We start from the raw sequence: 676 nt of genomic DNA on the forward strand, positions 1-676 counted from the left end.
TGAATACGGTGTAGAGGAAGCTATCGAGGCTGGTATGGATGGAATGTGCATCGTTACTGGACGTGGTAAGCACTCGATCATGGATCACTTTGATAAAAACTACGAGCTTGAGCACCAGATTAGCGGCACCAATAAAGAAGACCTATTGGTTAATATCCGTGAAACGATTGAAGCGGCAAACTTCACCTACATTCGTCAACGTGAGATGAAAGGCCTTGGCCATGCTATTTTAACGGGTCGCGAACTTGTAGGCGATGAACCGTTCGCAGTAGTACTTGCTGATGACCTTTGTGTGAACGAGCAACAAGGTGTGCTAGCTCAGATGGTTGCGCTATACAAACAGTTCCGCTGTTCTATTGTTGCTGTACAAGAAGTTCCAGAAGAAGAGACTCACAAGTACGGTGTTATCTCTGGCGAAATGATCAAAGATGACCTTTTCCGAGTTGATGACATGGTAGAGAAGCCAGAGCAAGGTACAGCACCAAGCAACCTAGCGATCATTGGTCGTTATATTCTGACTCCAGATATCTTTGAATTAATCGAGCAGACAGAACCAGGTAAAGGCGGCGAAATCCAGATCACTGATGCATTGCTAAAACAGGCAAAAGCAGGCTGTGTATTGGCTTACAAATTTAAAGGCCAACGTTTTGACTGTGGTAGTGTTGAAGGCTATATC

1 protein-coding gene is annotated in these 676 nt (G+C 44.8%); it reads left to right on the top strand.

The window, feature by feature from the left end; genetic code table 11:
• Window positions 1–676, top strand: a 676-nt coding sequence (locus tag AB4486_RS23440) for a sugar phosphate nucleotidyltransferase (RefSeq protein ID WP_372118945.1), incomplete at both ends; no start/stop codon positions are given.

The organism is Vibrio sp. 10N.222.55.C6 (assembly GCF_041473395.1).
Taxonomy (GTDB): Bacteria; Pseudomonadota; Gammaproteobacteria; order Enterobacterales; family Vibrionaceae; genus Vibrio; species Vibrio crassostreae_C.